The sequence below is a fragment of the Bradyrhizobium sp. ISRA430 genome (assembly GCF_029909975.1).
In the GTDB taxonomy this organism is placed as follows: domain Bacteria; phylum Pseudomonadota; class Alphaproteobacteria; order Rhizobiales; family Xanthobacteraceae; genus Bradyrhizobium.
In genome coordinates this window covers 25,795-49,776 of record NZ_CP094516.1, presented here as the reverse complement: position 1 = coordinate 49,776, position 23,982 = coordinate 25,795, and the positions used below count along the sequence as shown (strand labels likewise).

The 23,982-nt window shown below is 64.7% G+C and carries 28 protein-coding genes and 2 pseudogenes; 15 read left to right on the top strand and 15 right to left on the bottom strand.

Features of this window, described 5'->3' with window-relative positions:
• Positions 1 to 5: 5 nt before the first annotated feature.
• On the bottom strand, positions 6 to 239 hold the full coding sequence (locus tag MTX21_RS00285; protein WP_280969965.1) for a hypothetical protein: 234 nt from the start codon (positions 237 to 239) through the stop codon (positions 6 to 8).
• A gap of 153 nt (positions 240 to 392) precedes the next feature.
• On the opposite strand from MTX21_RS00285, the gene MTX21_RS00280 reads away from it, so the two are divergent.
• The 5 genes and pseudogenes from MTX21_RS00280 (at position 393) to MTX21_RS00265 (ending at position 2,387) form a co-directional block, all read left to right on the top strand.
• The gene (locus MTX21_RS00280; protein WP_280969964.1) at positions 393 to 797 is read left to right on the top strand and encodes a hypothetical protein; all 405 of its coding nucleotides are present in this window, start codon (positions 393 to 395) and stop codon (positions 795 to 797) included.
• 88 nt (positions 798 to 885) lie between these two features.
• A pseudogene (locus MTX21_RS40025) lies at positions 886 to 1,083 on the top strand (Ada metal-binding domain-containing protein); the annotation flags it as partial.
• A gap of 69 nt (positions 1,084 to 1,152) precedes the next feature.
• The gene (locus MTX21_RS40020; protein WP_348637486.1) at positions 1,153 to 1,482 is read left to right on the top strand and encodes a helix-turn-helix transcriptional regulator; all 330 of its coding nucleotides are present in this window, start codon (positions 1,153 to 1,155) and stop codon (positions 1,480 to 1,482) included.
• Positions 1,479 to 1,949, top strand: coding sequence for a PaaI family thioesterase (locus MTX21_RS00270; protein ID WP_280969962.1), 471 nt, complete (start codon positions 1,479 to 1,481; stop codon positions 1,947 to 1,949). Before MTX21_RS40020 ends, MTX21_RS00270 begins: the two co-directional genes overlap by 4 nt.
• A gap of 111 nt (positions 1,950 to 2,060) precedes the next feature.
• Positions 2,061 to 2,387 (top strand): hypothetical protein, encoded by a 327-nt coding sequence (locus MTX21_RS00265; RefSeq protein WP_280969961.1) that lies wholly within the window; start codon positions 2,061 to 2,063, stop codon positions 2,385 to 2,387.
• A 79-nt stretch (positions 2,388 to 2,466) separates the two neighbouring features.
• Here MTX21_RS00265 and MTX21_RS00260 read toward each other — a convergent pair whose 3' ends face one another.
• Both MTX21_RS00260 and MTX21_RS00255 read right to left on the bottom strand, forming a co-directional pair.
• Positions 2,467 to 2,934 carry a DUF6691 family protein gene (locus MTX21_RS00260; protein ID WP_280969960.1) on the bottom strand — a complete coding sequence of 156 codons (468 nt, stop codon included), beginning with the start codon at positions 2,932 to 2,934 and terminating at the stop codon, positions 2,467 to 2,469.
• 5 nt (positions 2,935 to 2,939) lie between these two features.
• The gene (locus MTX21_RS00255) at positions 2,940 to 3,368 is read right to left on the bottom strand and encodes a YeeE/YedE family protein (RefSeq protein ID WP_280970933.1); all 429 of its coding nucleotides are present in this window, start codon (positions 3,366 to 3,368) and stop codon (positions 2,940 to 2,942) included.
• A gap of 192 nt (positions 3,369 to 3,560) precedes the next feature.
• Between MTX21_RS00255 and MTX21_RS00250 the strand changes: the two genes are divergently transcribed.
• Positions 3,561 to 4,730: a GNAT family N-acetyltransferase gene (locus MTX21_RS00250; RefSeq protein ID WP_280969959.1), complete on the top strand. Its 1,170-nt coding sequence runs from the start codon at positions 3,561 to 3,563 to the stop codon at positions 4,728 to 4,730.
• 5 nt (positions 4,731 to 4,735) lie between these two features.
• On the opposite strand, the gene MTX21_RS00245 is transcribed toward MTX21_RS00250, so the two are convergent.
• Positions 4,736 to 5,401, bottom strand: coding sequence for a DsbA family oxidoreductase (locus MTX21_RS00245; protein ID WP_280969958.1), 666 nt, complete (start codon positions 5,399 to 5,401; stop codon positions 4,736 to 4,738).
• Between the two features lie 69 nt (positions 5,402 to 5,470).
• Positions 5,471 to 6,292: a helix-turn-helix transcriptional regulator gene (locus tag MTX21_RS00240; RefSeq protein WP_280969957.1), complete on the bottom strand. Its 822-nt coding sequence runs from the start codon at positions 6,290 to 6,292 to the stop codon at positions 5,471 to 5,473.
• A 101-nt stretch (positions 6,293 to 6,393) separates the two neighbouring features.
• On the opposite strand from MTX21_RS00240, the gene MTX21_RS00235 reads away from it, so the two are divergent.
• Both MTX21_RS00235 and MTX21_RS00230 read left to right on the top strand, forming a co-directional pair.
• Positions 6,394 to 6,624, top strand: coding sequence for a hypothetical protein (locus MTX21_RS00235; RefSeq protein ID WP_280969956.1), 231 nt, complete (start codon positions 6,394 to 6,396; stop codon positions 6,622 to 6,624).
• A 34-nt stretch (positions 6,625 to 6,658) separates the two neighbouring features.
• Positions 6,659 to 7,057 (top strand): hypothetical protein, encoded by a 399-nt coding sequence (locus MTX21_RS00230; RefSeq protein WP_280969955.1) that lies wholly within the window; start codon positions 6,659 to 6,661, stop codon positions 7,055 to 7,057.
• A gap of 139 nt (positions 7,058 to 7,196) precedes the next feature.
• Here the strand turns inward: MTX21_RS00230 and MTX21_RS00225 are convergent, their stop codons facing one another.
• Together MTX21_RS00225 and MTX21_RS00220 are read right to left on the bottom strand one after the other, a co-directional pair.
• On the bottom strand, positions 7,197 to 7,757 hold the full coding sequence (locus MTX21_RS00225) for an SET domain-containing protein (protein ID WP_280969954.1): 561 nt from the start codon (positions 7,755 to 7,757) through the stop codon (positions 7,197 to 7,199).
• Positions 7,758 to 7,952: 195 nt separating this feature from the next.
• On the bottom strand, positions 7,953 to 8,681 hold the full coding sequence (locus tag MTX21_RS00220; protein ID WP_280969953.1) for a TetR/AcrR family transcriptional regulator: 729 nt from the start codon (positions 8,679 to 8,681) through the stop codon (positions 7,953 to 7,955).
• A gap of 104 nt (positions 8,682 to 8,785) precedes the next feature.
• Here MTX21_RS00220 and MTX21_RS00215 point away from each other — a divergent pair.
• From MTX21_RS00215 to MTX21_RS00200, 4 genes and pseudogenes are all read left to right on the top strand, one after another.
• Positions 8,786 to 10,179: pseudogene (locus MTX21_RS00215) on the top strand (carotenoid oxygenase family protein).
• Between the two features lie 297 nt (positions 10,180 to 10,476).
• On the top strand, positions 10,477 to 11,052 hold the full coding sequence (locus MTX21_RS00210; RefSeq protein ID WP_280969952.1) for a hypothetical protein: 576 nt from the start codon (positions 10,477 to 10,479) through the stop codon (positions 11,050 to 11,052).
• A gap of 12 nt (positions 11,053 to 11,064) precedes the next feature.
• Positions 11,065 to 11,619, top strand: coding sequence for a septation protein IspZ (locus MTX21_RS00205; protein WP_280969951.1), 555 nt, complete (start codon positions 11,065 to 11,067; stop codon positions 11,617 to 11,619).
• A gap of 176 nt (positions 11,620 to 11,795) precedes the next feature.
• Entirely contained in the window at positions 11,796 to 12,092 is a 297-nt protein-coding gene (locus MTX21_RS00200) for a hypothetical protein (protein WP_280969950.1), read from the top strand.
• 159 nt (positions 12,093 to 12,251) lie between these two features.
• Here MTX21_RS00200 and MTX21_RS00195 read toward each other — a convergent pair whose 3' ends face one another.
• Complete coding sequence (locus MTX21_RS00195; protein ID WP_280969949.1) at positions 12,252 to 13,907, bottom strand: fumarate hydratase; 1,656 nt, start codon at positions 13,905 to 13,907, stop codon at positions 12,252 to 12,254.
• Between the two features lie 245 nt (positions 13,908 to 14,152).
• Here MTX21_RS00195 and MTX21_RS00190 point away from each other — a divergent pair, with 245 nt between their 5' ends.
• From MTX21_RS00190 to MTX21_RS00180, 3 genes are all read left to right on the top strand, one after another.
• A complete protein-coding gene (locus tag MTX21_RS00190; protein WP_280969948.1) occupies positions 14,153 to 14,632 on the top strand; it encodes a hypothetical protein in 480 nt (159 codons plus the stop codon).
• Between the two features lie 295 nt (positions 14,633 to 14,927).
• Positions 14,928 to 15,101: a hypothetical protein gene (locus MTX21_RS00185; protein WP_280969947.1), complete on the top strand. Its 174-nt coding sequence runs from the start codon at positions 14,928 to 14,930 to the stop codon at positions 15,099 to 15,101.
• Between the two features lie 117 nt (positions 15,102 to 15,218).
• Positions 15,219 to 15,893 (top strand): isoprenylcysteine carboxylmethyltransferase family protein, encoded by a 675-nt coding sequence (locus MTX21_RS00180; protein WP_280969946.1) that lies wholly within the window; start codon positions 15,219 to 15,221, stop codon positions 15,891 to 15,893.
• Between the two features lies 1 nt (position 15,894).
• Here the strand turns inward: MTX21_RS00180 and MTX21_RS00175 are convergent, their stop codons facing one another.
• The 7 genes from MTX21_RS00175 to fliQ all read right to left on the bottom strand — a co-directional run bounded on the left by MTX21_RS00175 (position 15,895) and on the right by fliQ (position 23,827).
• Entirely contained in the window at positions 15,895 to 16,602 is a 708-nt protein-coding gene (locus tag MTX21_RS00175; RefSeq protein ID WP_280969945.1) for a glutathione S-transferase, read from the bottom strand.
• 229 nt (positions 16,603 to 16,831) lie between these two features.
• The gene (locus MTX21_RS00170; RefSeq protein WP_280969944.1) at positions 16,832 to 17,521 is read right to left on the bottom strand and encodes a lectin; all 690 of its coding nucleotides are present in this window, start codon (positions 17,519 to 17,521) and stop codon (positions 16,832 to 16,834) included.
• 139 nt (positions 17,522 to 17,660) lie between these two features.
• Positions 17,661 to 18,647: a Tim44 domain-containing protein gene (locus MTX21_RS00165; protein ID WP_280969943.1), complete on the bottom strand. Its 987-nt coding sequence runs from the start codon at positions 18,645 to 18,647 to the stop codon at positions 17,661 to 17,663.
• Positions 18,648 to 18,951: 304 nt separating this feature from the next.
• On the bottom strand, positions 18,952 to 21,528 hold the full coding sequence (locus tag MTX21_RS00160) for a PAS domain-containing protein (protein ID WP_280969942.1): 2,577 nt from the start codon (positions 21,526 to 21,528) through the stop codon (positions 18,952 to 18,954).
• 154 nt (positions 21,529 to 21,682) lie between these two features.
• Positions 21,683 to 22,762: a flagellar biosynthesis protein FlhB gene (gene flhB, locus MTX21_RS00155; protein WP_280969941.1), complete on the bottom strand. Its 1,080-nt coding sequence runs from the start codon at positions 22,760 to 22,762 to the stop codon at positions 21,683 to 21,685.
• A gap of 13 nt (positions 22,763 to 22,775) precedes the next feature.
• Positions 22,776 to 23,546 (bottom strand): flagellar biosynthetic protein FliR, encoded by a 771-nt coding sequence (gene fliR, locus MTX21_RS00150; protein WP_280969940.1) that lies wholly within the window; start codon positions 23,544 to 23,546, stop codon positions 22,776 to 22,778.
• A gap of 17 nt (positions 23,547 to 23,563) precedes the next feature.
• Positions 23,564 to 23,827 carry a flagellar biosynthesis protein FliQ gene (gene fliQ, locus MTX21_RS00145; RefSeq protein ID WP_011088555.1) on the bottom strand — a complete coding sequence of 88 codons (264 nt, stop codon included), beginning with the start codon at positions 23,825 to 23,827 and terminating at the stop codon, positions 23,564 to 23,566.
• Positions 23,828 to 23,982 lie beyond the last annotated feature (155 nt).

Genomic DNA, 23,982 nt, shown 5'->3' with positions numbered 1-23,982 from the left:
CCGCGTTATTTCGATTTCTTTGCGGGATCGCCCGGGCGTGCCCCGCTCCACGGATCGTACTTATCCTTGGGCTCGGGAATGCGCTCGAGCGCGGCCTTGTAGGCCTTCTCGTCGACCTTGGGTTTGTTGTCCGCCTTGGGGGCATCATTGCCGGGCTGCCGCCGGCCGCCGCCCATCTGGGCCTGCGCCGAGGCGGCCGTCAGCACCAACACCGCGGCCGCAATGACCAAGATCCTCATTGGCGCAATCCCCCTCGTCTGGGGTACAAACTAGCCCGCAATCCCGTAATAGCAAATCCCGCTTGCCTGCCGGCTTCAGCAAATGTTGATCGGCAGGGGCTTCGCCGGGTCGCATTTGTACCTATGTGTTGGCCCGCAGGGGGATTTTCACGAATGTTGCGGATTGTTGCTCGGGTGGCGCTGCTCGCCAGCGCACTTGCGCTCGGCGCGTGCGGCTTTGCCGACAGCCGCGCCCCGGTACCCGAGTTCATGCGCATGAAGGAGGCCGAACAGCCGCCACCCGAACCGGCCCCGGACGTCAAGCGCGTGGTGCGCGAACAGATTGACGTGGTGTTCCTGACGACATCCTATCCTCGCGAGATTCGTGTCGCCCCGCCCCATCACGAAGTGCGCGGACCGGGCTGGACGGCCTGTGTCCGCGCGCAGCTCACCTCCGCCACCGGTACGGCGCTCGGCATCCAGACGTACATCGTGACGATCGCCGGCGGAAAGGTGGTCGACCGGCGCCGCGCCGAACCTGACGACATCTGTGCGTCGGAGACCTACGAGCCGATCTAGCGGACTGCCTTGCGGCACATCGGACGTTTTCGGACGTGGTCACCGTATCGGACTCGCACCGCGACAATGCTGGCGCTATAGCGGCTCCATGCTCGACTTCGATGGACGATATGAAGCCCTTCGCCGCCGCGACGCCGCGCTGGACGGCGTCATGTTCGTCGCTGTCAAGACGACCGGGATCTATTGCCGTCCCGTCTGTCCGGCGCGCACGCCGCTCGCTCGCAATGTGACATTCTATCGTAGCGCGGCCGCTGCCGAGCACGCCGGCTTCCGGCCCTGCCTCAGATGCCGTCCCGAAACGGCGCCGTTCTGCCCTGCGTGGAAGGGCACCAGGACAACCGTCGAACGTGCCTTGATGCTCATCAAGAACGGTGAGCTTGACCGCAGCAGCGTGGACCGGCTGGCCGAACGGCTCGGAGTTGGCCCGCGCCATCTGGCGCGCCTGTTCGCCCGTCACCTCGATGCGTCTCCGCTGCAAGTGGCGCTGTCGCTCCGCATCCAGCGCGCCAAGCGCCTCATCGATGCAACCGATCTTCCCATCGCCGCTGTTGCGGAACGATCCGGCTTTTCGAGCACGCGACGCATGTGCATGGCTTTCACGCGCCTCTACGGCCGTCCGCCTTCGGCGTTCCGCAGAACGGCCAGAACGTCAAAGTTCGAAAACGGTCGAGGGAGATCACGATGACCACCAGGATCTACGGGACGGTCACTCCCGAACAACAGAAGCAAATGAGCGGCCTTGAGTTCGTGCAGGGCCTTGCGAGGCGAGCTCTACCTCTCAACACCATCGCGCAGACGCTCGGCTATGATGTGGTGGAGGCCGAGAGCGGTCGCGTCGTCGTCGCGCTTGTGCCAACGGCCGCTCACCTCAACCCGGCCGGCACGGTCCATGGCGGCCTCACGGCTACCCTGCTCGACAGTTGCATGGGGCTCGCCATTCAGTCGACCCTCGACAAGGGGATCAGCCAGACGACGCTTGAGTTCAAGATTTCTCTCGTGCGTCCCATCACGCCGGAGACCGGCCTGGTCCGGGCCGAGGGCAAGGTCTTGAATTGCGGCCGTCGCATCGGAACGGCCGATGGGCGCGTGACGGACGCCAAGGGTCGGTTGCTCGCCCACGGCACGACGACGTGTCTCATCTTCCCCGCCTGAATGCGGGAACCCATCGGCGCGAGGTCCAGTTCCGGGAAAAACATGAATACCGGCCGGAACGAACGCCGCCTCCTCTTCTTGTTACCGCCGAGGGCAGTACCGGAGGAGGAGATGATGAGGACGTTCACGATTGCGCTGCTGGCGGGCGTCGGAGCACTGGCCGCAGCAGGCGGCGCGAAGGCCGCGGACTTCTACACGACCAGCGAATACACCAATCCTGATCTCATCCAAGAGGTGCGGCTCGTCTGCGACGATGCCGGCCGTTGCTATCGCACCCGTGGCGGCTCGCGCGTGATCGTGCGCGACTCCTATGCCAGAATGCCGCGCGATCGCTACTACGAGCGTCGCACCTATCGCGATTGGGATGAAGGACCGCGGGCCGGCGTCGGCATCCGCGCCCCCGGCGTCAGCGTGGGCGTCGGCACCGACCGCTATTGATCGCACTTGACTTGGGGACCGGGCAAGAATGCTTGCCCGGTCCCTTCCATGTCATGGTGTCGGATGACTGACCTTCTAGTCAGGTTTCGAGCGGGTCGGGCGGCGTGACGAAGCGCGTCAACGACGGCAGGTGAGCGATGAAGCGGGCCAGCACCATGCCGGCACACATCGCGGCGACGAAAATGAAGGCGGAGGCCGAGCCAAATCCGAGCGCAGTCAGCGCCGGCCCCGGGCAAAAGCCCACCAACCCCCAGCCGACGCCGAAGATGGCGGGACCGGCGACAATTCTCAGATCGACATCCGTTCGCGTCGGAACGTAAAACCGCTCGGCGAAGAAAGGCCGCGCGAGCTTCAAGACACGGTTGAAGCCGATGAAGGTCACGACGACCGCGCCGGCCATTACGAAAGCGAGGCTCGCGTCCCACGTCCCTCCCGGGATGCCGCCGACATCCAGGAAGTTCAGCACCTTTGCCGGATTGGACATACCGGAGACGATGAGGCCGAGGCCAAAGATCAGACCGATTGCGAATTGAACGAGGATGGCCATTACCGTCAGCTCCAATGCCGCATCAGGAAGACGGTGGCCATGCCCGCCGCCATGAAGGTGATGGTCGCGACCAGCGAGCGCACCGACAGCCGCGACAGGCCGCAGACGCCGTGGCCGGACGTGCAACCGCTGCCCCACACCGTGCCGAAGCCCGTGAGCAGTCCGCCGACAATCAGGGCCGTCGTTCCCGCTTCGATCGTCTGCGCCGGCAGGCTGCCGGTGGCGAGCCGCACCAAGACGGGTGCGGCAATGAGGCCTGCGACAAAGGCGAGACGGCCAGCGAATTCGCGGTCCTCATAAGGCGGAAACAGGCGCGCGGCGATGCCGCTGACGCCGGCGATCCGTCCCGTCGCCCACATCAAGAGCACGGCGGCCAGACCGATCAACGCCCCGCCCAGGAGCGAAGCGATCGGTGTGAAAGGCGTTGCGATCATGTTGATCCTCCGGATCGAGAGCACTCTTTGCGCATCCATCGCAGCATCCGGCGGCTTGCCGGGCGGATGCTCAATGAGACGTTAACAATATCACTCGAATTGAAACGGCGTCCCAACGGTATTTTTCCAATCTTTACGCTAAGCATGGCCGCGTGACCCGGCTTTTGCCGGCGTGAACGGGGACGACGGGACGTGGTCGACATCGCGCACCAGGCTGCGATCAATCCGGCATCCGCAATGGATGCCGTACCGGCGCGCGCGCTCGTCCCACTGACCTCCGTCGATATCGGACAATGGCGCTCGCTTGCCCAGCAGGCGATCGAGCCGAATGGCTATTACCTGCCCGCCTGGGAACTCGCCGTCAGCGCGACAGCGCAGGGCCGCACCGGTGCGCGCGCCTTGCGCGCGTTCAATGCGTCCTCAAAGCGGTTGATCGGGCTGATGCCAGTGGTCTCGCTTTGGCGCGCGTGGAAGATCCCCCTGCCCGCGCTGGTGAGCGCCCATCCCTACGGCACGCTGTGCAGCCCGCTGATCGACCGCGACTACTCAGCAGAGGCTGCCGCGTGTCTGCTCCAGCAGGCACGCGATGCCGGCGCGCATGCGCTGATCCTGCGCGACGTCGCGCTCCACGGCGCGGCGATGACATCGCTCGATAATGTGCTGGCCCGAACCGGTCTGAAGCCGCGCGTGCTGAGCTCCTACGTTCGTGCCGCGCTCGACGCGACGCAGGACGGCGAAAAGCTGCTGCAAGAGGCGCTCGGCACGAAGAAGCTCAAGGAGCTGCGCCGTCAGCGCCATCGCCTCGCGGAGCACGGTCCCGTCGCGTTTGAGGTGGCACGCAAGCCTGACGAGATCGGACCGGCGCTCGAAACTTTCCTGCAACTCGAAGCCAGCGGCTGGAAAGGCAAGCGCGGCACCGCGCTGATCCAGGATGCGGGCGATGCAACGTTCATCCGCCGCGCCGTGCCGGCGCTCGCGGAAACCGCGCAATGCGAGATCGTCAGCTTGCGCGCCGGCTTAACTCCGGTCGCCGCTGGCATCGTGCTGCGTCATCAGGACCGTGCCTTCTTCTTCAAGCTCGGCGTCGACGAGCGCTTTGCAAAAAATTCGCCCGGCGTGCAGCTCACGGTCGAGCTCACCCGCCACCTCTGCGCCGATCCCGCTATCGCGAACGCCGACTCCACTGCCAACGCCGACCATCCCATGATCAACCCGATCTGGCGCGGCCGCTTCGCGATCGGCGACGTGCTGATCCCCTTGAGGCGAAACGATCCGCTCGTGGCGCTCATTCACGCAGCGCTGGTGGCGCATGGTGCCGCCTACGCAGCGGCGCGACGCGCTGTTCGCTTGCTGCGGAAATAAGACAGCTATTCCGCCGCCTGCGCGTTGATCTCCGCCGACACCTGGCGGATGGCGCGGGCGAGCAGGTTCGGATCCTGCGCGCCGGAGACGGCGTATTTCTGCGCGAACACGTAGGTCGGCACGCCGGAGATGCCCTTGTCCGCGGCTTCCTGTGCATCCGCCGAGATGCGCGCAACGTCCTCGTCGGTGGCGAGGCGCCGCCGCACGTCCTCGGCATCGAGCCCGACATCGGCGGCGGCCTGCACCAGCACGTTCACGTCGGTGAGATCACCACCGTCGCGGAAATAAAGCTCCATCAGGCGCTGCTTCATCTCGGGCGCCTTGCCGATCGCCTCCGCCCACAGGATCAGGCGATGGCAGTCGATGGTGTTGGGCTGGCGCGCGACCAGCTCGGGCCGATAGACGAGGCCCTCCTCGCTCGCCGCTGCGACGACGCGGCCGGCAATGCCCTTATAGGCCTCGACCGAGCCGAACTTGGTGGTGAGATAGTCCTCGCGGCTGATGCCCTCGCGCGGCACCCAGGGATTGAGGAAGAACGGGCGGAAATTGAGCTTGACCGGCACGTCCGGAACAAACGCGAGCGCGCTCTCGATCCGGTGCTTGCCGATGTAGCACCACGGGCACACCACATCGGAGACGACGTCGATCTGGAGCGGTTTCAGCGTGCTCATGGGCGCCTCCTTCGGGCACTTCAAGGGTTTGCCCGAAGATAAGCCGAACCCGCGCCGAGGCAAGGTGCGCTAGGTCATACCTGCCGCCATTTGCTTCAACCGTTCGGCGGTGCGCTCGTCGGCCGGGAAGAAGGTCTCCAGCGCCAGCTCCGACAAGGTGATGTCGACGGGCGTACCGAACACCATGGTGGTGGAGAAGAAACTTAGTATCTCCCCCTCGTGGCGCAACTTGAAGGGGATCGCGACATTGTCGCTCGACAGCGGCCCAGCGCGCGCCGGAATCGGGTAGCTCTTGAGATCATTGTAGAGCTTGATCAATTCGGGATCGGCGGTCGCCTCGCATTGCCGATGCAGCCGCTCCAGCAGATGCCCGCACCACTCCGCGAGATTGACCGTGCGCGGCGCCAGCGCCTCCGGGTGAAAGGCGAGCCGCAGCACGTTGAAGGGCTGGCCGAGCAGTCGCTGCGGAATGCCGTCGAGCAGCGGCGCCACCATGCGGTTGGCGGACACCAGGTTCCAGTGCCGGTCCACCGCGAGCGCGGGATTGGGCTCATGCGCTTTGAGCACGAGGTCGATCGCCTGGCGGGCTGATTTCAAGGCGGGATCCTCCAGCGGGCGCTGCGGAAAGGCCGGCGCGTAGCCGGCTGCGACCAGCAGCACGTTGCGTTCGCGCAAGGGCACGTCGAGGCGTTCGGCGAGCTTGAGCACCATCTCGCGCGAGGGCACGGCGCGGCCGGTCTCGACGAAGCTCAAGTGCCGCGCTGAGATCTCGGCCTCGCCCGCGAGATCGAGCTGGCTCATGCGGCGGCGCTGCCGCCAATCGCGCAAGTGATCGCCGATATGGATCGGCTGGCTTCGTTCGGTGTGTGCGGTGGATGCATGTGCGTTCATGGTCGAAAACCTAGCACGCGGATTTCGTCCCATCCATTACCCGGGAGGTAATCGAATTCGGCATCGCACCGGCGCATCTTCGCTCGCAACAGGAGATGACCATGATCGCGCTGCTGCTCTACCGCACCTTCGCAGACCACTTCGTACCCTGGGGTGTGACGTTCGCAACCCGGATGCTCGCGCGCGGCCTCAACATGCCGGAGCCGCTGGTGCATTCGACCGGCGACTACGTCGTCGCACAAGTGGCCGCCTTCGAACACGGCGTAGGCAAAAGCCTCTGCCCGTTCCGTCTCGCCCGCCTGATCCGCGCCTGGTGGCGCGGCCTGCACTGATTTTCCCGGAAGCCTCAACCCAAGGAGAACCAAGATGATCGACGCATCCACATTCCTGCGCCGCGCCCTGCTTGCCGACGCCGTCTTCAGCGGCGTCTCGGCGCTCGGCCTCACCTTTGGCGCGCCTGCCTTTGCATCGCTCTTCAATCTGCCGGACGTGCTGTTGCGCGAGACCGGACTGTTCCTGATCGCCTACACCGCGCTGGTCGGCTGGCTCGGCTCGCGCGCCTCGCTGCCGAAGGCGCTCGTCCTCCTGGTCGTGATCGGCAATGCAGTCTGGACGGTCGCAAGTATTGCGCTCCTGTTCTCAGGAGCCGTGTCCCCGAACATTGCCGGCGAGCTCATGGTCGTTGCGCAAGCGATCGCAACGGGCGTATTCGCCGAACTGCAATATGTGGGATTGCGAAAGAGCGGGAGTGCAGTGGCGGCGTGACGCTTGACCGCATCACAACTGCTAGTCGTCGCCCGGCTTGACCGGGCGACCCAGTATTCCAGAGACGGTAGTCGTATGCGGACAGGCTACGGCGTACTGGATTCCCCGCTTTCGCGGGGAATGACAGCGGAGTTGACGGCTACGCCCGCGCGCGGCCGTTCGCCTTGCCGATGGCATGGCCGTTGAGCTTCTTCTTGCCGCCAGCCTTCGCGCCGGCCTGCTTGGTTTTGCGCTCCGCACGCGCCTTCACCTTGGCCCGCTCGGCCCGTGCCTCGGCGCGCAGCTTCTTGCGCTTCTTCTCGCAAGATTCGCACTTGCAGCCGATCGGCTTCAGATAGGCTTTGAAGTAATCGGTGCCGTAGTCGTAGCTGATCTCGTCGCCCGGCTCGATGTTCTTGATGGCGCGGATAAAAACCTTGCGCTCGCGCGGGCGCACATCGGATTCCGCATTTGGCCGGCAGGAATGATTGATGTAGCGCGCGACGTTCTTGCGCACCGAGCCATCGATGGTCCAGCGGCCGTTGAGCTCGAACAGGTATTTGTTCTCAATCTCGTCGTGTTCGGGAATGCGCGAGTCCAGGATCGGTCCGAAATAGCGGATGATCCGGGTCCCTTTCTTGATCGGTTTGGTGGCGAAAAGACCGAGTCCGGTCTTTGAGCGGCCGACGCGATAAGGTTTGCTGGACGAGATGACTGGCATGATCGAGAGAAGCGACAACACAAACGAGGCGAGGATAGGCCGAAGCGAAGCCGCTCTTCTAGAACGATTCAGCGCCCCTGTCAGGGTCTGTTTGAACCTTCCCCACAATGAACCGTCTGACGGATGGAGTTCCAGAAGACGACGCTTCGTCATGAGGCGTTGTCACATTCGGTTGCTTGGCCATGGATCGCGGCGTCACGTGGGGAACTTCGGGCCCACCGTCGACTTCAGCATCGCTTCCAGCAGCCCTTCGGCCGTCGTGCCCTTGGGCAGCCGCTCAAGGATGTCCTCGAGCCGGCCATCGAGCAGCAGCGTGGTGAAGCCATGGACCATCGACCAGGCCCGCGCGATCGCGGCGCCCTGGTCCAGCGTCAGTGCATCGCCGCTGATCTGCTCCTGCCGCATCGCGCCGATGGCGTTGGCGAGCCCGGCGAAGGAGGCCTCGGCGGCCTCGTGCAGTGAAGGCTTGGAATAGTCGAGCCGTTCGGCGCGGAACATCAGACCGTACATGCCGGGATGGGCCTGCGCATAGGCGACATAAGCCTTGGGCCGCGCCAACATGCGTTCGGGCGGCGTCGCCGCGGCCGCGCAGGACGAGGCCATCGCTTCGTTGAACTGACGAAAGCCGATCGCCGCGAGCTCGCTGACGAGGCCGGTCAGGTCGCCGAAATGATGCGTGGGTGCGGCATGCGACACGCCCGCCTCGCGCGCCACCGCGCGCAGCGTCAGGCCGGCGAGCCCGTCGCGCTCCAGCACCCGTTCGGCCGCCTGCAGCAGCGCCTCGCGCAGTGCGCCGTGATGATAGGGCGTCTCGGTCTTCGCGCTGGCGGTGCGCGGCGCGGGGCGAGGCCGTCCGCCGGCGGATGACGTCCGGCGCGCGCGGCGCGCTGTTTCAGTCCTGGTCTTGGTGTCGGTTTTGGCCATGCCTCAGCTATATGACGCAATATTGACAGTGTAAAGATTTCGCTTGACCGAGATCTTCACTCGGCCTATCTGATCTTTACGATGTAAAGATTGGAGGACTTGCCGTGCAGCAGGACGCCTTCGCAGAGCGCCGCAACAATCTCGCGCCGATCCCGTTCGAGGCCGACGCACCCTTCCTCAAGGTCGTTGGCGAGCTGCCGCGCGAGCTGAACGGCACGCTCTATCGCAACGGCCCCAATCCGCAATTCGAATCTCCCGGTGCGCACTGGTTCGTCGGCGACGGCATGCTGCACGCCTTTCACCTCGAAAACGGCCGCGCCAGCTACCGCAATCGCTGGGTCCGCACGCCGAAATGGCAGGCCGAGCACGATGCCGGCCGCGCGCTGTTCGGCGGCTTCGGCCGCAAGTTGCCGGATGCGCCGGCGCATCTGACCGACGGCGGCGTCGCCAACACCAACATCATCTTCCATGCCGGCAAGCTGCTCGCGCTGGAGGAGGCGCATCTGCCGACCGAGATCGAACCGGGCACGCTGGCCACGCGCGGCTATTGCAACTACCACGGCCGCGTCGCCGGCACCTTCACCGCGCATCCGAAAATCGATCCGGTCACTGGCGAACTGGTGTTCTTCGGCTACAACGCCGCCGGGCCGCTCACGCCTAGCCTCTCCTACGGATCGATCGATGCATCAGGCAGAGCAGCGCGCTTCGAGCGGTTCGAGGCGCCCTATGCCAGCATGGTGCACGACTTCGTCGTCACCGAGAACCACGTGCTGTTTCCGATCCTGCCGCTCACCGGCAGCATGGAGCGCGCGATGGCGGGGCGGCCGCCCTACGCCTGGGAGCCGGAGAAAGGCGCCTATGTCGGCGTGATGAAGCGCAAGGGCACGTCGAAGGAGATCGTCTGGTTTCGCGCTGAAGCCTGCTACGTCTTCCACGTGATGAACGCGTGGGAGGACGGCAACCGCATCGTCGCCGACGTCATGCGGTTCGAGGAGGCGCCGCTGTTTCCGCATCCCGACGGACGGCCGACGGATCCGGAAAAGTCGCGCGCCCGCCACTGCCGCTGGACTTTCGATCTCGACGGCAATACCGACCGCTTCCAACAGATGTATCTCGACGACCTCACCGGCGAATTCCCCCGCATCGACGATCGCCGCGCCGGCTTGAAGAGCCGTCACGGCTGGTACGCCTGCGCCAATCCGAGGCTGCCGATGTTCGGCGCGCTGTCCGGCATCGCCCATGTCGACGGCAATGGCCGCCGGCTCGGACACTACCTGCTGCCGCCCGGTGACACCATCTCCGAGCCGGTGTTCGTCGAACGATCCAGGGATGCTCAGGAAGGCGATGGCTGCTCGCGGTGGTCTGGCGCGCGCGGGACAACCGCAGCGACCTCGCGGTGTTCAACGCCACCGATGTCGAGGCCGGCCCGGTCGCGCTGGTGCAGCTCGGCCATCGTGTCCCCGACGGTTTTCACGGCAATTGGGTTGGGGCGGCCTAGATGCCCCCTCCTCCCGTCGCTCCACGTTGCGCAAGTGCGCAATGGGGGCGCGCCACTTGGCGCGAGCCCGGAATCCATTCCACCGCGTGTCATGCGGCACGATGGATTCCGGGCTCATCGCTTCCGCCTTCGCTCTTCGAGCTTCGGCGGACAAGTCGCGACGCCCCGGAATGACGGTGGAGGTCAAAACGTGGCTCACTCACATAATTTTGACAGTGTAAAGATTCGGCTTGACGGTTTCCTGCCCCTGAATTACTCATCTTGACATTGTCAAGATCGGTCTGATCGAGGCGGCCCATGGCGATTTTCCTGATCCTAGCCCCCTACGGCGTCTATGCCCTCCTGATGCTGTTGACCTCCGCCACCGTCAGCATGTTTGCAGCGACGGCGATCTGCCTCGGCACCATTGCAATCGACGTCGCCCGCGGCCGCTCGGTGAAGATCCTGGCGGCGGGCTCGGCCGTGGTGTTCGCGGGGACCGGCCTTTACCTCGTGCTGCTCAATCCGGCCCTCAGCACCCTCGCCGTGAAGCTGTCGGTCGACATCGGCATCTTCGCCATCTCGCTCGGCTCGATGCTGGCGCGGCGGCCGTTCACCCTGCAATATGCGCTGGAATCCGTCCCGGCCGAGACTGCGGCGATGCCCGGCTTCCTGCGCGCCAACTACACCATCACCGGCGCATGGACCGCGGCCGCCCTGCTGATGATGGCCTCCAATATCGTGCTGCTCTATGTCCCCGGCCTGCCGATCTGGTCGGGCCTGGCGGTCGCCTTCGGCGCCCGCAACAGCGCGATCTATTTCACAAAATGGTATCCTGGATATTGCAGGATCAAGTACGGTGTGCCGGCCGGCGCGCTACCGAATTCCCGATGAAAAGGATCGACGATGAAGGACGTGTTCGCCCGCCTCGCCTCCGACTTCCTCTCGGCCATCGTCTTCCTGGTCATCTACCTCATCACCGACAACGTCATCCTGGCGACGTCGGTGGCGATTGCGGGCGCGATCGCGCAGGTCATCTATGCTCGCATCAAGGGACGTCAGCTCAATTTCATGACCTATGCGAGCCTCGCGCTGGTCATCGTGCTCGGTGCCGTCACGCTGTTCACCAACGATCCCCGCTTCATGCTGGCAAAGCCCTCGATCGCGCATTTCGCGATCGGGCTCATCATGCTCAAGCGCGGCTGGATGCTGCGCTACGTGCCGCCGATCGTCGCGGAGACCGTTCCGGAATATGTGACGGCGGCCGGCTATGCCTGGGCGGCGCTGATGTTCGTGATCGGCGTGGGCATGATCGCCGTGGCCTCGACCGGCGACCTGAAGCTGTGGGCGTTCTATATCTCGGTGGTTGCGGGCGGCACCAAGATCCTGGCCTTCGCCGTGCAGTACGTGGTTCTGCGGCTCATCGTCACAAGCCGCTTGCGTGCCGCTGCTCGCGCCTAAAGCGCGATATGATCGCGCTTTAGGTTGTCATTTGCGCATGATCTGCTCGGAAAACCGCTACACACTTTCCGGATCATGCACACGGCGTTAGGCGCGCGGTGCAAGTTGGGTTATAGGCTCGGCGCTGGACCGGCCGCGGATTGTCGCGGTTCGCCGGACTATCTTGGGAGACGGGAATGGCCGTAGACGGTAACTGGAATCTGACCATGACGACGCCGATGGGCGAGCGCCAGGCAACGCTGAGCCTGAAGGCGGCGGGCGACACGCTCACGGGCACGCAGGGTGCGGACGGCAATATCGCCGAAATCTTCGACGGCACCGTCAGCGGCGACAACGTCTCCTGGAAGGTCTCGATCACCAACCCGATGCCGCTCACCCTCGAATTCACCGGCACGGTCTCCGGCGACAGCATCAACGGCGAAATGGGCATCGGACCGATGGGCAGCTTCCCCTTCACGGGCGCCAGAGCGTAAGCCTCTCCACGCATCCAGGCGTCATCACCGGACTCGTCCGGGACTGTTGTCATTCCGGGATGCGTGCGAAGCACGCAGGCCCGGAATCCATTCTACCACTTGCACTGAGGCCCGATGAATTCCGGCTCGCGCTATGCGCCCCGGAATGACGATAAGGCCTCAGCCCAGGTTCAACTCCTTGAAGAAGTCGTTGCCCTTGTCGTCGATGATGATGAAGGCCGGGAAGTCGACGACCTCGATGCGCCAGATCGCTTCCATGCCGAGCTCGGGATATTCGAGCACCTCGACCTTCTTGATGCAGTGCTCGGCGAGGTTCGCCGCCGCGCCGCCGATCGAGCCAAGATAGAAGCCGCCATATTTCTTGCAGGCCTCGCGCACGGCAGGCGCGCGATTGCCCTTGGCCACCATCACCATCGAGCCGCCGGCGGCCTGGAACTGGTCGACGAAGGAATCCATGCGGCCCGCCGTGGTCGGGCCGAACGCGCCGGATGCGTAGCCCTCGGGCGTCTTGGCGGGGCCGGCGTAGTAGACCGGGTGGTTCTTGAAATAATCCGGAAGCGGCTCGCCCTTCTCCAGCCGCTCGCGCAGCTTGGCATGCGCGGAGTCGCGCGCGACGATCATGGTGCCCGTCATCGAGACCCGCGTCTTGATCGGATATTTCGAGAAGGTCGCCAGAATGTCCTTCATCGGCTGGTTGAGATCGATCTTGACGACCTCACCGCCGAGCGACTGCTCGACCTGCGGCAGATATTGCGCCGGGTTGTGCTCGAGCTCCTCGAGATAGACGCCGTCCCTGGTGATCTTGCCGAGCACCTGGCGGTCAGCCGAGCAGGACACGCCGAGCCCGATCGGCAGCGAAGCCCCGTGGCGCGGCATACGGATCACGCGCACGTCGTGACAGAAATATTTGCCGCCGAACTGGGCACCGACGCCGAGCGACTGCGTCATCTTGTGGATTTCCTTTTCCATCTCGACGTCGCGGAAGGCGTTGCCGTCCGCCGAGCCGTGGGTCGGCAGCGCATCGAGATAGCGCGCGGAGGCGAGCTTCACCGTCTTCATGCAAAGCTCGGCCGAGGTGCCGCCGATCACGATGGCGAGGTGATAGGGCGGGCACGCGGCGGTGCCGAGGGTGAGGATCTTCTCCTTGAGGAAGGCGAGCAGCCGGTCCTTGGTCAGCACCGAAGGCGTCGCCTGGAACAGGAAGCTCTTGTTGGCGCTTCCGCCGCCCTTCGCCATGAACATGAACTTGTAGGCGTCGTCACCCTCGGCGTAGATCTCGCACTGCGCCGGCATGTTGTTGGCGGTGTTCTTCTCTTCATACATCGACAGCGGAGCGACCTGCGAGTAGCGCAGGTTGCGGCGCAAGTAAGCATCGCGTGCGCCTTCCGACAGCGCCGCCTCGTCGTCGCCGTCGGTGATGACGTTGCAGCCCTTCTTGCCCATGATGATCGCGGTGCCGGTGTCCTGGCACATCGGCAGCACGCCGCCGGCAGCGATGTTGGCGTTCTTCAGGAAGTCGAGCGCGACGAACTTGTCGTTCGGGCTCGCCTCCGAGTCCTCCAGGATCGAACGAAGCTGCTTCAGGTGACCCGGACGCAGATAGTGGTTGATTTCGCCGAAAGCGGCCTCCGACAGCGCCCGCAGCGCCTCGCGCGACACCACCAGCATGTCCTTGCCGAGCACCTTCTCGACCCGGACGCCCTCGCCCGTGACCTTCTTGTAGGGCGTCTCGTCCTTCCCGAGCGGGAACAGCGGTGTGTGCTTGTAGGGCGGGACGGGCTTGGACTGGTCGGGAAAGGCGGTGGGAGCGTTCATGGTCGATCTCGGGTTCTGGAGCCCTCGCGCGGGCTTCTGTCATAGAAGCGTTCTAAGCATTTTTGCCGTAAAGGAAAGGCGCTCTGGCGCGGCCGGAGCATGCCGATTCGGGCACCTCGGTGGCATTTTTGGTCACGGTGCAGCCTCGTGCCGGGCTCGTGCCCCCTGTCCAACACGGTCTGGCTGCACCCCTTGCACTCTGCGCGCGCCGACGATTGAATACGAACCCGAAGGGGCTTTTCATCATGACTTTGAAATTCGACGTTCGCGGCGCGATCCTGGTCGCCGCCGCAATCACCAGCCTTGTGGCTCTCGCCTCGCCGGCGCGCGCGGACCAGTGTGACGATATCGCAAAGCAGCTTGCCAGCGGCGTCGACAAACTGAAGGTCAACTTCAAGGCGGCCAACATCATCTATCTCACCCATCCAGCGGCGAAGGAGCTGTCGCTCGGCTGCCGCGCGCAGGGGCAGAATTATTCCAACGAGCTCTACGCCAAGGGCGACCGCAAGCCGACGCCGCAATTTTATGATCTGGTCGGCTCCGCAGCCGCGATCATCTTCACGCTGCCGAAGGACGACACCACCAAGGGGACCACGCGCTGCCTCAAGCGCATGGGTCTCTTCCGCGGCGACAAGGTGGCGATGCGCTACAAGCGCCTCAACATGGAATGCTCGCGCACGAAGACCGAGGCTGCGATCGCAATCACGCGGCCGAAGGACGAGTAGGCGCAAGGCACTTCTCGCGGCTGTTGGCCGCGGCCACGGTCCGTACGTGTCATGGCGCCGCGCGCCACATACTCCGTCATTGCGAGCGCAGCGAAGCAATCCAGAGTCCCTCCGCGGAAAGATTCTGGATTGCTTCGCTGCGCTCGCAATGACGAGGAGAGGTCCGTCGCCTCGCCGAAATAGCGCGATGGCGCGCGCGAAGGCCCACCAATTCCCTCGCATTTTAACGATTGCCTTGACGGAAGCTTCGTCCCTTGCAGGTCAGTCTCCTGTTTCAATCTGTGAGGATTTGTGGATGAGCGTTTCCAGCGTTGCGCCGCCGCCGATCGCGATCGTGGTGCCGAACTACGATACGACCAAGCAGCAGGACGATCAGGCCAAAACCAAGGACAACGACCCGACCTATCAGCCGCCGCCGCCGGCCCCGCTGCCGCCGGGTCAGGGCACCAGGATCGATCAGCTCGCCTGATCATGCCTCGCCGAGATAAGGCTGCTCGATCCGCTTGATCGGACTTGTCGCGCATTAATCCGCATCTTTGCCGGATAGCGGGTACAATGTCATGCGAGATTCGTCCGGGAACCGCGCATGATCGCACGGCTGCTGCTGCAGAATACGATCTTCGTCGTCGGAATAGGCGCGCTTCTGTTCGCGTCCGCCGGCACGATGAATTGGCCAGGGGCCTGGGTGTTGCTGATCGCCTCCACGATCCTCGGTCCGCTCTGCGGCTGGTGGCTTTACCGGCTCGATCCGGCGCTGCTCGCCGAGCGTCTCCGCCCGGTCATCCAGAAAGACCAGCCGCCCGCCGACAAGGCCTTCATGGCCGTGTTTATTCTGGTGATGCTGATCTGGCTGGTCGCGATGGGGCTCGACCGGCGCTATCTCGCCTCCGATATGCCCCTCGCTTTGCAGGCATTCGGCTTCCTGCTGTTCCTCGGCTCGACGCTGTTCACGCTGTGGGTGTTCCGCGAAAACTCGTTCGCGGCACCCGTCGTAAAGCTGCAATCCGAGCGCGCGCAGCGGGTGATCTCGACTGGGCCTTACGCCCATGTCCGCCATCCCATGTACAGCGGCATGATCCTGTTCTTCGGCGGCATGCCGTTGCTGCTGGGCTCGTGGTGGGGCCTTGCGACCGCGCCCGTCGTGCTCGCCCTGCTCGCAATCCGCATCCGGATCGAGGAGCGCACGCTGAGAGAGGGCCTGCCCGGCTATGCCGATTATGCGGCGCGGGTGCGCTACCGCCTCGTGCCCGGCATCTGGTAATTCACGCATCCAGCTCCTTGTAACGGCGGAAGATGCCCTGCTCGTTGAAGAGAATGCGGCGGTCGCTGTCGAGATAGGCCTTGACGTTCGGCCGCGCCGCAACGCGATCGCGCAAGGCGACGAGGCCGGGAATCTCATTCTCGAAGATCTTCATCCGCTTTGGAAATGCGTAGCGCAAGCCGTCGACGAGCTGGAACAGCGAGAGATCGACATAGGTCAGTTTCCTCCCCGTGACGTAGACGCCGCCATTGGCGTCGAGAAGCTCCTCGAAATAGCCGAGATATTTCGGCACGCGCTCGTCCCAGAACTCGGCGGTGCGCTTCTTCGCAGCCGGCCGCGCGTCCTCGTAATAGAGCGATGGCCCGAGCGGATGATGGGTGTCGTGGATTTCCAGCAAGAAATCGGCAATCGTGAGCTGAAGCTGATGCACCCAAAGCCTGCCACCTTCCGTCTTCGGCGCCAGCCCGTGGCGGGCGCCGAGATAGAGCAGGATGTTGGCGGTCTGGCCGATGACGAGCTTACCGGCCTTGAGGAACGGCGGCGCGAAGGGCGGTGTGCCGCCCTGACCGTTCATCATCTTCATCATGGCGCTGCTGCCGCGCGGGCCACGCGCCACATCGGCATAAGCAACGCCCGCCTCCTCCAGCGCCAGCCGCACAAATTCGCCGCGGCCCTGGATCTCAGGCCAGTAGTAGAGCTCGTATTTCATGGATGGCGTCCGTGAGCGTGAGTGCATCCGGACCAATGTAGCACGCAGCGCCGGGTTCCTTCAGAGCGAGAGCGAGGCCGCTCGACACAACCTCGTCATTGCGAGCGCAGCGAAGCAATCCAGAGTCTTTCCGCGGTAGGATTCCGGATTGCTTCGCAGAGCCTGCCATCGGGCCGCGCTACACACGGCCCCTTTGGCTCGCAATAACGATGGACACGAACTCGGCGCCTCAGTTCGACGCAAAGCAATACAGCAATCCGTCTCCGCCCGTGCTCCTCAAGTCGGCCTGAGAGCAACCACCGTCGGGGCCGCGCGAAGGGTGCGAACTGTTCCACGATTTCGATGGTTCGTCGTCGCGCAGGCCCTGTCGATCGGCATGGCCGACCACCGCTGCACCTTGCGTGCTCGACGTCCAGTTCTTGCAGGTCTTGTCATCGCCGGCGGCAAACGCCGTGCCGTCCGGCTGCGATCCCGTGAGGATGTCATGCCGGTTCGGCGTATCGCCGCGCCCATTGATGACCTCGCCCTTCTCGCTCAGCGCCGTTTGCTTGGTGAGGTTGTTGGCGGCGCCGTGCAGATCGGCAACGTCTTTGGCGATGACCGTGCCCTTGGCGTTCTGCCACGGTCCCTTGCCGATGCGGTCGCGCGCATTGATGGCCGGCTTGCCGTCGGCGGCTTGCGTCGAGAGATAGGCGCGCCAGGTCTTGGCGCCGGCGCCGCCGGCCTGCGCGAGCTTTTGGCACTGTGCATCGGCACCTTCGAGGCCCCCGAGGTCGGCGCCCTTACCGGGACCGCTCGAGGTCACGAAGAAGGTCATGTCCACTGACTGTGCCCGCGCAGATGGCGCCGCGAGCAAGGCGAATGCGGCCACGGCGGGAGCAAGGCATAGGGATTTCGCGGATTTCTCCAAACGGGTCATCTCTTCCTCCGGTTGTGTTTATTGTTGGCTGCCTGACTTCAACCCGAGGCACGCCCTGTTATTCCGTGGGGCAAGTCGCCTCAAACAAAAAGGGCGCCGTACCGAAGCACGACGCCCTTCTTGTTCGATCCGCCCGCGATCAGTTGGCCTGCTGGATCGCCGACAATTCCCAACCGCCGCCCGTGCGCCGAGCGAAGGTCCAGACTTCGGTGGCCTCGCTCGGCTGCTCGCTGCCGGCGACGAGCGCGCCGGTGTTGCGGTCGACCGTCTTGTCGGTCAGCGCAAAGCGCATCGCGACCGTCGCGTAATCGGTCTCGCCCTCGCGCCAGGCTTCGGCGAGGTCGCCCTGCAGCAGCTTGACGTTGGTCACCTTGTTGACGACGTTGCGCGCGCGGTTCTCCGCGAGGTCCTTCTCGAAATAGGAGACCATCTCCGGGGTTGCGAGCGTGTGCAGCTTGGCCACATCCTCGTTCGACCAGGCCGTCTGGGTCTCGCCGAGCAGGCGCTCGAACGCCTCATAGTCGGCCGGCTGGATTTCGAGCGGCGCATTGTTGGCGCCGAAGCCGAAGCCGCCGAGGCCGCTGCGATAGCTCGGCTGCGGGCCGGGACCGACATTAGCGCCGGCATAAGCGTGCTGCGGCGGCGCGTTGCGACGCTGCCACCACGACATCGCCAGCCGCACCACAAACACCACCAGCAGGATCTGGAGGATCAGGCCGAGGATCGACGACAGACCGCCGAGGCCACCGAACAGGCCGCCACCGAACAGCATGCCCAAGAGGCCAGCGCCGAGGAAGCCGGCCGCGAGGCCGCCCAGGAAGCCGCCGCCGCGGCCGAACAAGCCGCCGCGCGCCGGCGCGGTTGTCGGCGAGTTCATGCCTGCGCCGGGCTGGGTGTAGGTCCGGTTGAACTGGGACGTCGAACCCGGTGCGGTCGTGGTCGACGGCGGCGCCGAGTAAGTGCGCGAGCCGCGCGAGCCCGACGAGAAGCCGCCGCCGACGCGGGCGTCGGCGGACGAGATCGCGAGCGCGGTCGGCAGCGCCAGCGCCAGCACGACGGCAATCGTCTTCACGAAACTGCGGCTACGTTGCGAGAAATTCATGTGTGTTTCCCAAATCCCCGCCATGGGGAGGTGCTCTTAAGATGGGCAGCCTTGTACAAAAGTGAAGCCGGTTTCGGAACCCCCGGCTGCGGCCCTCAGTCGCGGGGATGTGGCAAAAACTCGTATTTGGAGGAGGTTTGGAGGGCGCGGAGCGGAACCGTGGTCGCAGGTTACCGGCGCCTTTGCTGCTCAGGATGAACGTTTGGTTCGCGTCCCACCGTCATTACGAGCCGCGTCCCGACGTCGTCCTGGACAAGCGAGCGGAGCGAGCGCCGATCCAGGACGACACTGCGGATTTGGCGGCATCGCCACGATCCTCACCAATGCCCTACCCCGACTTCGTCATCGTCTCCTTCACCGCCGCCACAAGCTGGCTCAGCGTGAATGGCTTTGGCAGGAAGTCGAACTGCTGGCCCTCGGGCAGGCTCTTTTCGAAGGCGTCCTCGGCGTAGCCGGAGACGAAGATGAACTTGATGGCGGGATTCTTTTCTCTCATCGCCTTGAGCAAGGTCGGGCCGTCCATCTCCGGCATCACCACGTCGGAGACGACGAGGTCGATGGCACCGCCCTGCTCCTCCAGCACCTCCATCGCCTCGACGCCGTTCTCGGCCTCGACCACGGTGTAGCCGCGTGAGCGCAGGCCGCGCGCATTCAGCGCGCGCAGGCCCTCTTCATCCTCGACCAGCAGGATGGTGCCCTGCCCGGTGAGATCGGTGCGCGGCTTCGCCTCCGCGGGCGCAGTCTCCTTCGCGGCGCCATTGGTTGCAGTCGCCGCCGCCGGCTGCTCGACCTGCGCCTCCGGCTCGGCATGGTGGCGCGGCAGGAAGATGTGGAACGAGGTGCCCTGCCCCGGCTCGGAATCGACATAGATGAAGCCGCCGGTCTGCTTGACGATGCCGTAGACGGTGGAGAGGCCGAGGCCCGTGCCCTTGCCCACTTCCTTGGTGGAGAAGAACGGCTCGAAGATCTTGTCGCGGATGTCGGCAGGGATGCCGGTGCCGGTGTCGGCGACCTCGATCCGCACATACTCCGCCGCCGGCATGCCCTTGTAGGCGAGCTTGCCCGCGTCCTCGGCGCTGACGTTGGCGGTGCGGATGATCAGCTTGCCGCCGTCGGGCATCGCGTCGCGCGCGTTCACGGCGAGATTGACGATGACCTGCTCGAACTGGGAAACGTCGACCTTGACCGGCCAGAGGTCGCGGCCGTGGATCAGGTCGAGCTTGACCTTCTCGCCGATCAGCCGGCGCAGCAGCATGGTGAGATCGGACAGCGCATCGCCGAGGTCGAGCACCTGCGGGCGCAGCGTCTGGCGCCGCGAGAACGCCAGCAACTGCCGCACCAGCGTCGCAGCGCGCGTGGCGTTCTGCTTGATCTGCATGATGTCCTGGAACGACGGATCGGTCGGCTTGTGCGCGTTCAGCAGGAAGTCGTTCGCCATCATGATGGCGGAGAGCACGTTATTGAAGTCGTGGGCGATGCCGCCGGCGAGCTGGCCGACCGTCTCCATCTTCTGCGACTGGTTGATCTGGTTTTCCAGCGCGCGCCGCTCGGTGGTCTCGAGCATGTGCACGATCGCAGCTTCAGCATCGTTCTCGGCCGCATCGACCGGCGTCACGAAGAACTGCCCCCAGCGCTCCTTCGACCCTTCCAGCGCCACCTCGACCGGCGCGATGTCGGCTTGGCCTTCGGCGGCCTGGTTGATCGCCGCGGTCAGCAGATGCCGGTCGCGCGAATTGATGGCGCGGAAGATAGACTTGCTGGCGCTGTCGAGCCCGAGGCCCTGCGCGAGCTTGGCGTAGCGCGCGTTGGCGCGGACGACATTACCGCCGCGGTCGACGGTGGCGATCGCCATCGGCGTATGGTCGAAGAAGCGCATGAAGCGCACTTCGGCAGCGCGGTCAGGATCGCTGCGCTCGTCGCGGGCGCGGCTGATGACGAGCGTGCGCGAGGGCCCGGGCGTCCCGTCGGCGCCGAAAGCGAGCTTGTGGTAGAGCCGGACCGGCATGGTCCGGCCGGTGCGCATGCGCAGATCGATGTCGAAGACTTCCGTCTTCACCTCGCCTGGCACCGCCACGATCGAGGTGAGCAGCGAGGCGCCGTCGCCGGAGACGATGTCGGTGAGCTTCAATCCGCCGGAGCCGATCTCGGCGAGATCGTAATCGAGCCAGTTCGCAAGCGTCGCATTGACGTAGGCCAGTTCGCCGGCCGGGTTGACCGAGAAGAAGCCGCAAGGCGCATGGTCGAGATATTCGATGGCGTGCTGGAGCTCCTGGAACACGTCCTCCTGGCGCTCGCGGTCGCGGGTGATGTCGGCGATCGACCACACCGCGTATTTGGCCTCGCGTTTTCCGGTGCCGAGCGGACGCACGCGCATGCGCAGCCAGCGGCCCTGGCTGCCGTCGTGGCCGGAGATACGCACTTCCTCCTGCTGCCGTTTTCCTTCACGCGCGGCTTTCAGCAGACGGAACACCGCTTCCGAGACATCGGGATTGCCGATGAAGACGCGCTCGACCGGCCGCACGTCCTGCGGGCCGGAGGCGCCGGTCAGCGTCAGATAAGCGGCGTTGGAATAGACCACGTGGCCGCGTGCATCGGTGACCGCGAGCCCGTCGAAAGCGTGATCGGAGATACGGCCGATGATGGGATCATCGAGACTGCGGTCGGCGAAGCGGATGATGCCGGCCGCGAAGGCGAACAGGTTGAACAGGCCGACCATCGCCAGGACCGCGAGGATGCCGAGGATATAGGGCTGCGCCTGCACGCGCCCGAGCGTCATCAGGCCGACGGCAACCGCGACGAGCGCCGCGGCCACCAGCAGCACGAGCGCGATGCTGCCCGAACGCGGCGCCGGCTCCTGTGCCGCAACAGGCTCGCGTGTGAGGTCGTGGTCGGTCTCGGCGGTCATCTCAAGCGGGTGCAGCCTGTCGGCAGATTACGAACGCGCCACGGGGCACGCGGGGTCCTCCCTGCCTGAATCGGACCCGCGGGCGCAAGGGCGCCAACGGCGAAAGGTACGCTGATTCCCAGATTACGGCCATTTCCGGTGCCTTGCGGGAGTTTTATCCCCGTCCGGCGCCAAATCCGCGCTTCAGCCGCATGACGTAGCCGATGACTTCGGCAACCGCATGGTAGTGCTCGACCGGGATTTCCTGGTCGACCTCGACGGTGGCGTAGAGCGAGCGCGCCAGCGGCACGTTCTCCACGATCGGGATGTCGTGCTCGCGCGCGATCTCCCGGATCTTGAAGGCGAGATTGTCGACGCCCTTGGCGACACAGACCGGCGCTTGCATGCCGCGCTCATAGGACAGCGCCACCGAATAGTGGGTCGGATTGGTGATGATCACGGAGGCCTTGGGAACCGCCGCCATCATGCGCTTCTTGGCGCGCTGCTGACGGAGCTGCCTGATCTTGCCCTTGATGTGCGGGTCACCCTCGGACTGCTTGAACTCCTCCTTGATCTCCTGGAGCGACATCTTCTGCCGCTGGAACCAGCTTCGATACTGGAAGAAGTAGTCCGCGATCGCGACGATCGCGAGGGCGGCGACCACCGCGCCCAGAAGGTGGATGGTCATGCTGGTGGTGGCGCCGAGCATGGCGGACGGATCGAGCTTGACCATCGCCTCCATGCGGTGCCGCTCCGGCCACAGGACCATGGTCATGACCGCGCCGAGCGCGATCAGCTTGCCGATGCCCTTCAAGAAGTTCGCCGCCGCCTGCTTGCCGAAGATGCGCTTGAAGCCGGCGGCGGGGGAAAGCTTGCTGAACTTGGGTTTCAGGGATTCGGCGGACCAGACCAGGCGATGCTGAAGCATGTTGCCGGCAATCGCCGCCAGCGCCAGCATCAGCAGGGGCACGCCGATCGCCGCGAGCACCACGAATTCGAGCTGCTGCATCAACGCGAGCAGGCTCCTGCCGTCGGTCTTGATCATCCAGGAATTGGCGAGCAGGTTGCGCATCGGCGTGACCAGGCCGCCGCCGATCGAGCCTGAGAAGGTCGAGACCACGAGCGTGCCGCCCGCGATCACGAACCAGGTGTTGATTTCCTGACTTTTGGCGACGTCGCCACGCTCGAGCGCGTCGTCCAGACGCTTTTGCGTCGGGTCTTCTGTCTGACTCTCGGGATCGTTGTCTTCCGCCATAGATCGATCCCTCTCACTTGAGCGGCATCATCTGGTGCATGACACCGATGAAATAGTCGAGGAACGTGCCCATCATCGCCGCGATCACCACGCCGAGCACCAGGAAGCCCGCGAAAATCGACAGCGGCATGCCGACGAAATAGACCTGCATCTGCGGCATCAGCCGCGCCAGCACGCCGAGCCCGATATTGAAGACGAGGCCGAATACCAGGAACGGTCCGGAGAGCTGCAAGCCGAGGCGGAACGCGGCGGCGAAGGCGCGCGTCGCCAGCGAAGCGACGTCGCCGCTCGACACCGTCTCGCCCGGCGAGAAGATCGCGTAGCTGTCGTTCAGCGCCGCGATCACCAGGTGATGGCTGTCGGTGGCGAACAGCAGCGTCACGCCGAGCATGGTCAGGAAATTGCCGACCAGGACGCCCTGCTGCCCCTGGGTCGGATCGACCGAGGTGACGAAGCCGAGCCCCATCTGCTGTGCGATCACGGAGCCTGCGACCTGCAAGGCCGCGAGCGTCACGCGCGCGGTCGCGCCGAGCACGATGCCGATCACGATCTCGTGCAGCATCATGACCAGGAGCGGCGCGATCGAGCCCATGTCGACGTGATAGGCGTTACGATGCAAGGGTAGGATGATCAGCGTGAGCAACAGTGCGATCGACAGCTTCACCCGCGTCGGGATATTGGTCTCGCCAAGGCCCGGCAGCAGCATCACCATCGCGCCGATCCGGGCGAAGGCAAGCATGAAGGCCGCGGCGAGCGCCGGCAGCAGCGAGACGTCGATGCGCATAGTTCACGCACCTTGCCTCAGCCGCCGATGATTCGCGACGATATCCGCAGCATGTGGGCGTGGAGCGAGTCGGCCATGAACGGCAGCGCCAACAGCATCGTGGCGAAGATCGCCAGGATCTTCGGTACATAGATCAGCGTCTGCTCCTGAATCTGGGTCAGCGCCTGGAACAGCGACACGATCACACCGACCACGAGGCCGACCACCATCAGCGGCGACGACACGATTACGATCGTCCAGATGGCGTCGCGCGCGACGTCGAGGGTCTCAGGTCCGGTCATTGCAAGATTCCTCTATTCATTTTCTCGCCTCTCCATCGCCGTTCCGGGCGATGCGAAGACCTATCCCCTGTCGTTGCGAGCGAAGCGAAGCAATCCAGACTGCGCCCGCGGAAAGATTCTGGATTGCTTCGCTGCGCTCGCAACGACGAGTGGGG

Excerpts from the sequence above, each read along its gene's own strand:
- MTX21_RS00180 (WP_280969946.1), top strand. The coding sequence starts at position 15,219 with ATGATCGCACGGCTGCTGCTGCAGAATACGATCTTCGTCGTCGGAATA.
- MTX21_RS00160 (WP_280969942.1), bottom strand. The coding sequence starts at position 21,528 with ATGACCGCCGAGACCGACCACGACCTCACACGCGAGCCTGTTGCGGCA.
- MTX21_RS00225 (WP_280969954.1), bottom strand. The coding sequence starts at position 7,757 with ATGCCAGTCATCTCGTCCAGCAAACCTTATCGCGTCGGCCGCTCAAAG.
- MTX21_RS00230 (WP_280969955.1), top strand. The coding sequence starts at position 6,659 with ATGATCGACGCATCCACATTCCTGCGCCGCGCCCTGCTTGCCGACGCC.
- MTX21_RS00255 (WP_280970933.1), bottom strand. The coding sequence starts at position 3,368 with ATGATCGCAACGCCTTTCACACCGATCGCTTCGCTCCTGGGCGGGGCG.
- MTX21_RS00260 (WP_280969960.1), bottom strand. The coding sequence starts at position 2,934 with ATGGCCATCCTCGTTCAATTCGCAATCGGTCTGATCTTTGGCCTCGGC.
- fliR (WP_280969940.1), bottom strand. The coding sequence starts at position 23,546 with ATGCGCATCGACGTCTCGCTGCTGCCGGCGCTCGCCGCGGCCTTCATG.
- MTX21_RS00200 (WP_280969950.1), top strand. The coding sequence starts at position 11,796 with ATGGCCGTAGACGGTAACTGGAATCTGACCATGACGACGCCGATGGGC.
- MTX21_RS00185 (WP_280969947.1), top strand. The coding sequence starts at position 14,928 with ATGAGCGTTTCCAGCGTTGCGCCGCCGCCGATCGCGATCGTGGTGCCG.
- MTX21_RS00190 (WP_280969948.1), top strand. The coding sequence starts at position 14,153 with ATGACTTTGAAATTCGACGTTCGCGGCGCGATCCTGGTCGCCGCCGCA.
- MTX21_RS40020 (WP_348637486.1), top strand. The coding sequence starts at position 1,153 with ATGCTCATCAAGAACGGTGAGCTTGACCGCAGCAGCGTGGACCGGCTG.
- MTX21_RS00205 (WP_280969951.1), top strand. The coding sequence starts at position 11,065 with ATGAAGGACGTGTTCGCCCGCCTCGCCTCCGACTTCCTCTCGGCCATC.
- MTX21_RS00285 (WP_280969965.1), bottom strand. The coding sequence starts at position 239 with ATGAGGATCTTGGTCATTGCGGCCGCGGTGTTGGTGCTGACGGCCGCC.
- MTX21_RS00235 (WP_280969956.1), top strand. The coding sequence starts at position 6,394 with ATGATCGCGCTGCTGCTCTACCGCACCTTCGCAGACCACTTCGTACCC.
- MTX21_RS00245 (WP_280969958.1), bottom strand. The coding sequence starts at position 5,401 with ATGAGCACGCTGAAACCGCTCCAGATCGACGTCGTCTCCGATGTGGTG.
- MTX21_RS00280 (WP_280969964.1), top strand. The coding sequence starts at position 393 with ATGTTGCGGATTGTTGCTCGGGTGGCGCTGCTCGCCAGCGCACTTGCG.
- MTX21_RS00170 (WP_280969944.1), bottom strand. The coding sequence starts at position 17,521 with ATGACCCGTTTGGAGAAATCCGCGAAATCCCTATGCCTTGCTCCCGCC.
- MTX21_RS00220 (WP_280969953.1), bottom strand. The coding sequence starts at position 8,681 with ATGGCCAAAACCGACACCAAGACCAGGACTGAAACAGCGCGCCGCGCG.
- MTX21_RS00210 (WP_280969952.1), top strand. The coding sequence starts at position 10,477 with ATGGCGATTTTCCTGATCCTAGCCCCCTACGGCGTCTATGCCCTCCTG.
- MTX21_RS00240 (WP_280969957.1), bottom strand. The coding sequence starts at position 6,292 with ATGAACGCACATGCATCCACCGCACACACCGAACGAAGCCAGCCGATC.
- MTX21_RS00165 (WP_280969943.1), bottom strand. The coding sequence starts at position 18,647 with ATGGCGGGGATTTGGGAAACACACATGAATTTCTCGCAACGTAGCCGC.
- MTX21_RS00175 (WP_280969945.1), bottom strand. The coding sequence starts at position 16,602 with ATGAAATACGAGCTCTACTACTGGCCTGAGATCCAGGGCCGCGGCGAA.
- MTX21_RS00270 (WP_280969962.1), top strand. The coding sequence starts at position 1,479 with ATGACCACCAGGATCTACGGGACGGTCACTCCCGAACAACAGAAGCAA.
- MTX21_RS00265 (WP_280969961.1), top strand. The coding sequence starts at position 2,061 with ATGATGAGGACGTTCACGATTGCGCTGCTGGCGGGCGTCGGAGCACTG.
- MTX21_RS00195 (WP_280969949.1), bottom strand. The coding sequence starts at position 13,907 with ATGAACGCTCCCACCGCCTTTCCCGACCAGTCCAAGCCCGTCCCGCCC.
- flhB (WP_280969941.1), bottom strand. The coding sequence starts at position 22,762 with ATGGCGGAAGACAACGATCCCGAGAGTCAGACAGAAGACCCGACGCAA.
- fliQ (WP_011088555.1), bottom strand. The coding sequence starts at position 23,827 with ATGACCGGACCTGAGACCCTCGACGTCGCGCGCGACGCCATCTGGACG.